The organism is Mixta mediterraneensis, assembly GCF_030283135.1.
Lineage (GTDB): Bacteria > Pseudomonadota > Gammaproteobacteria > Enterobacterales > Enterobacteriaceae > Pantoea > Pantoea mediterraneensis.
This window is the reverse complement of the sequence record NZ_JASUAZ010000089.1, coordinates 1-4,216: the sequence shown is the minus strand read 5'-3', so window position 1 is coordinate 4,216 and position 4,216 is coordinate 1. Positions and strand designations below refer to the sequence as shown.

General features: G+C 51.9%; 8 protein-coding genes and 1 pseudogene. 4 read left to right on the top strand and 5 right to left on the bottom strand.

Annotated features, from left to right (window positions below; genetic code table 11):
- The 3 genes from QRY16_RS21515 to QRY16_RS21505 all read right to left on the bottom strand — a co-directional run.
- The coding region (locus tag QRY16_RS21515; RefSeq protein WP_496201189.1) for a lysis system spanin subunit at nt 1-361 on the bottom strand (361 nt) is incomplete at its 3' end.
- Nucleotides 351-1,088, bottom strand: a complete 738-nt coding sequence (locus QRY16_RS21510; RefSeq protein ID WP_006687274.1) for a transglycosylase SLT domain-containing protein — start codon at nt 1,086-1,088, stop codon at nt 351-353. The genes QRY16_RS21515 and QRY16_RS21510, both read right to left, overlap by 11 nt.
- Complete coding sequence (locus QRY16_RS21505; protein WP_000793140.1) at nt 1,088-1,438, bottom strand: putative holin; 351 nt, start codon at nt 1,436-1,438, stop codon at nt 1,088-1,090. The genes QRY16_RS21510 and QRY16_RS21505 overlap by 1 nt, the downstream gene beginning before the upstream one ends.
- Before the next feature lie 247 nt (nt 1,439-1,685).
- Between QRY16_RS21505 and QRY16_RS21500 the strand changes: the two genes are divergently transcribed.
- The gene (locus QRY16_RS21500; protein ID WP_000664222.1) at nt 1,686-2,456 is read left to right on the top strand and encodes a DNA adenine methylase; all 771 of its coding nucleotides are present in this window, start codon (nt 1,686-1,688) and stop codon (nt 2,454-2,456) included.
- A gap of 47 nt (nt 2,457-2,503) precedes the next feature.
- Here the strand turns inward: QRY16_RS21500 and QRY16_RS21495 are convergent, their stop codons facing one another.
- Nucleotides 2,504-3,031, bottom strand: a complete 528-nt coding sequence (locus QRY16_RS21495; RefSeq protein ID WP_001228474.1) for a hypothetical protein — start codon at nt 3,029-3,031, stop codon at nt 2,504-2,506.
- Nucleotides 3,032-3,072: 41 nt separating this feature from the next.
- A complete protein-coding gene (locus QRY16_RS21490) occupies nt 3,073-3,483 on the bottom strand; it encodes a helix-turn-helix domain-containing protein (RefSeq protein WP_021544473.1) in 411 nt (136 codons plus the stop codon).
- A gap of 88 nt (nt 3,484-3,571) precedes the next feature.
- On the opposite strand from QRY16_RS21490, the gene QRY16_RS21485 reads away from it, so the two are divergent.
- The 3 genes and pseudogenes from QRY16_RS21485 to QRY16_RS21475 form a co-directional block, all read left to right on the top strand.
- Nucleotides 3,572-3,796, top strand: coding sequence for a hypothetical protein (locus QRY16_RS21485; RefSeq protein WP_001041677.1), 225 nt, complete (start codon nt 3,572-3,574; stop codon nt 3,794-3,796).
- The gene (locus QRY16_RS21480; RefSeq protein ID WP_000042842.1) at nt 3,793-4,098 is read left to right on the top strand and encodes a helix-turn-helix domain-containing protein; all 306 of its coding nucleotides are present in this window, start codon (nt 3,793-3,795) and stop codon (nt 4,096-4,098) included. Before QRY16_RS21485 ends, QRY16_RS21480 begins: the two co-directional genes overlap by 4 nt.
- A gap of 9 nt (nt 4,099-4,107) precedes the next feature.
- A pseudogene (locus QRY16_RS21475) lies at nt 4,108-4,216 on the top strand (DUF3102 domain-containing protein); the annotation flags it as partial.

Sequence of the window (4,216 nt, the reverse complement as noted above, 5' to 3'; positions counted from 1 at the left end):
TACCTTTTTCATCAATCCAGCGCTGTGTGACATCGTTAATTTGCCCCTGTAGTTGTTTGTTCTGGCTCTCCAGTTGAGCAATCTGCTCAAGGTAACTGGCTTCAGCCTGCTGCCCGGCGGCTACCTGTTCCTGATACCGTTTCGCCCAGGCCCGCAACGCAGCGTTCTCAAGCGTTGCCTGCTCCGTTTTGTACGTGTCGAATGCTGACTGCAACTCACTGACCGCCTTATCGCCGTCGCGCGTGGCGTTTTCATGCCCGCTTTTGTAGCCCAGGTAATAAAGCCCAATCAGAAAAGCATTTATGACCACCGCCAGCAGCAGACTGCGCCACGGCAGATTTTTTAGCAGGTTAGTCCACACAGCTGCCGCCTCCCCAGGTGAGATAACGCGGGGCCAGTTCGTGCAGGATGCGCTGCGGATAATGACGGTTCTCCCGCCAGTTGGCAGTGCTGCGTCCGGCATTCACCGTGGCGACATGACCAAACCAGCGGGTGCTGTCCAGCCCCTGCTGCGAGGCCAGCCGTTTGTCCCGCTGTACCCAGCCCAGACCACCGTTATAGCCTGACAGCGTCATGGCCATACGCTCGCAGTCATTGACGGCGCTGACGCGTTGCCACAGCCAGCGGTCATAGCTGACCAGCGCCCGGATGGCCCAAGACGGATTAAACGGTTCACGGCTGTTAAGCCCCGGCATCAGCTGACTTATCCAGTCAGCGGTGGTGGGCATAAACTGCGCCAGTCCCTGAGCGCCAACCGGCGAGACCGCATCAGGTCGCCAGCCGCTTTCCTGATGCAGCTGCGCGGCGAAGTCGGCCACCGGCGCAGACATTCCCCATTCAAGCCGGGCATTACGGATCACATCGTCGCGATACTGCAGCGCGGTCTGCGGTGGCTGGGCAGCGCGGGCCTGACTGAAGAAGCCGCCACACCAGAGCAGCCAGGCTACCGTTACTGAACCAAAGAGCTGCCACCAGAAACTGTGCTTACCCGTTCGGGCCTGCCCGTGGCGGGCCAGTTCGATGCCCAGCCCCAGCAGTACCAGCACGGCCCAGACAACCTGAGGCCAGTACATATAGAGGGTCATCATTAAAGCCCCATCGCTACGGCCAGACAGACTGCAGCAACAATCAGCGCACGGCGGATTAGCGCAGCAGAAAAGACCAGGTGAAGGCCAGTCTGGACAGGGAAGCGACCATCAGCCATCAGCCTGTCATCATGCTTCAGGTACTGACCGGGACGGGCTTTGGGGAAAAGCGAACGGTCAAGCCAGTAGCCCAATACTGCCGCCAGCGTGATGAGTGATAGCTTGTAGACAACCACCGGCAGCTGCTGGGGCGATACCAGACCGATGGTGCCGAGCAGCAGCACAGCGGTCAGCAGCCAGCCGCTGAGACGTGGCTTTTTAACAGGGGGAATGAATTTTTTCAGGTTTTTCATGAGCGTCTCCTTGTGTAGTGGAGACAGCATCACAAATGGTCGGGGAAAGGGATTTTAAACAGCGTTAATAGTGAGGATGCAGACGTGAACCGCATGATGGCTTTGAAAGAACGACCAGCCCGGTGCGGTAACACCAGGCTGGTCATCAACCCACAGGTATGCACTGTGAGCCGACCAGGGTTCAGTCAGTCTCGCGAGACCAGACTAGCCTGCCATATTTTCATTGATTGCAAAAGGCTTACGGATAATGAAAGAACAATCTTTACCCATCGTCCCATGGATTGGCGGTAAACGTCGTCTGGCGAAGCATATTTTACCATTGTTTCCGGCCCATACCTGCTATGTGGAGCCGTTCTGCGGGGCAGCTGCGCTCTATTTCCTAAAGACTCCCAGCAAGACCGAAGTCATTAACGATATCAACGGGGAACTGGTGAACCTCTATCGGGTGGTCAAGCATCATCTGGAAGAATTTATTCGCCAGTTCAAATGGGCGCTGGTCAGCCGTCAGATTTACAAATGGTTGCAGGATACGCCGGAAGAAACGCTCACCGACATTCAGCGGGCGGCCCGGTTCTACTACCTGCAGAAACAGGCATTTGGCGGCAAGGTCGCCGATCACACATTCGGTACCTCTACAACCAGTGCGCCGCGCTTCAATTTGCTGCGTATTGAGGAAGAACTGTCGATGGCACACCTGCGCCTGTCGAGAACGCTGATAGAGCATCTGGACTGGCACCAGTGCATAGAGCGATATGATCGCCCGCATACGCTGTTCTACTGTGACCCACCGTACTGGGGAACGGAAGGCTATGGTGTGGAGTTCGGGCTGGAAAACTATGATCACATGGCAGATTTAGCGCGAAGGATCAAAGGGAAGATGATTATATCAGTGAACGATATCCCGGAAATGCGGCAGGTATTCAACGGTCTGAACATGCAGTCGGTTGATATCAGCTACAACCTTAAGGTAACAGGCAAACCCAGCCCGAAGAAAGAGCTGGTAATTTGTAATTTTTGAAAGAGGTAGTTAAAGGTGGTGGTGCATCTGCAGCACCACCTAAACATTTAATCCTGCCTTGGACAAGTCCAATAATCATTATCTGGCTCTGGTGAATAAGCTTTCAAACAACCTGCTCGCGGGGTCTTACCATCATCTGTCATAGGAACTTTTTCCTTATCAAGTTTCACGGTCAGGTCTCCACCAGGAACATCCGTTTTATCGAAAAAAACAGCCTGACATGCTGATTTAGATATTTTCACTTCGTGGGCATTATTTGATATGAACAAATAACAATTATGACCAGAGGCTATATAGTCACTTGGAATATTATTTTCGTCTTTAATATGAAACTGCACCGTTGTCACCGGGCGTTCGCTATCCTCGGATACTTCGACTTTTTCAAAACTGTCCGCGTACTTATCCAGGCCGGGGAGTTGTTGGCGAATAAACGGTAATTCGCGATTTACAACCGGATTATCTGTTTCAACGCTAAAAACCGCGTGCTCCTTAGCTGTGGTGGACGTATCAGCAGGATCGGTATTATCTCCACACCCAGATAAAACAAATATCAACGGTAAAAATAATTTGCGCATAGTCATGTCCTTATACCTCTAATGTTCTTAATAGGAACAGATTAACCCGTATTTTTTAATCTTTCGAACGCTGCGGACAGCTCCTTAAGCTGTTTTTCCATATCAATCATTCGCTGTTTTTCCTCAGCGCCTCGCAGCAACTCTTTTCGCACCTCTGGCTCCAGTTGGTTGAGCAGCTCCAATAACTTCAGATCAGACTGGTTGAAATGCTGCTCCTGATTAGCTGGCTGTGCTTTCTCTACCCCAACAGCTTCCCCTTTACCAGTAAGTAGCCAATCTATTGATATGTTCAAATGGGTGCTTAGCGCAACAAGAGCCTCTGCATTAGGTTCTCTCTCTCCACGCAGATAGTTTTGAAGTGAGCGATATGGAATTTTTGACAAGTCTGACAATGCCTTAATTGTCAGACCCTTAGCATCCATCGCTTCGCGCAATCTCTCTTTTATACTCATTTGAACATATCTCAATTTGACATACCCGTCTGGGTGCGTACAATAGACCCAATAGAGTACATCATAACCCAACAGGAACACGGTGCATATGAACAAACAACAAGTTCGGGCACGGCTGGTTGAAAGAGGCAGTAGCTTGCGCCAGTTCGCGCTTAACGCGGGCTATGAGCCACGAACAGTCACCCAGGCTGTCAGCCGCTGGGCAGGCAAAAGCGAACTTCCACGCGGTCGTTTGACTTATCGGATTTTGCGAGACCTTTCGGTCGCAATAGGCAAAGAAGTTACCCCCGGCATCCTCAAGGAGGCGTCATGAGTAAACCAAATACATCAAGCTCAGGTACCCGTATTTTGCGTGTCCTTAAGGCTTTACGCGGTCACGCTCTGAACGGTGTTTCTAACGGCGAGCTGGCGTCAGCTCTGGGCGAGTCCCCGGCGAATATCAATCGGGCGCTCAATACCCTTATCGAAGAAGGACTGGCCCTGAAACTGGATAACGGGCGTTTTGCCCCAGGAGTCCAGCTCTTACAAATCGCCATGGCGCACAGTACCGAAATGGCGCGGGCGCAGGATCGTATCAATGAAATTAACCAGCGTGTTATGGCTGGTAGTCGCTAAGGAGTTGAAATGGGACGCACAAAATCACAACCAGTTGAACTAGTGGAAGATGCACCGCTGACCGATGGTCTCAGTGTCAGTCTTAATGCTATGTCCGAACATCGCCTCGAAATCATGC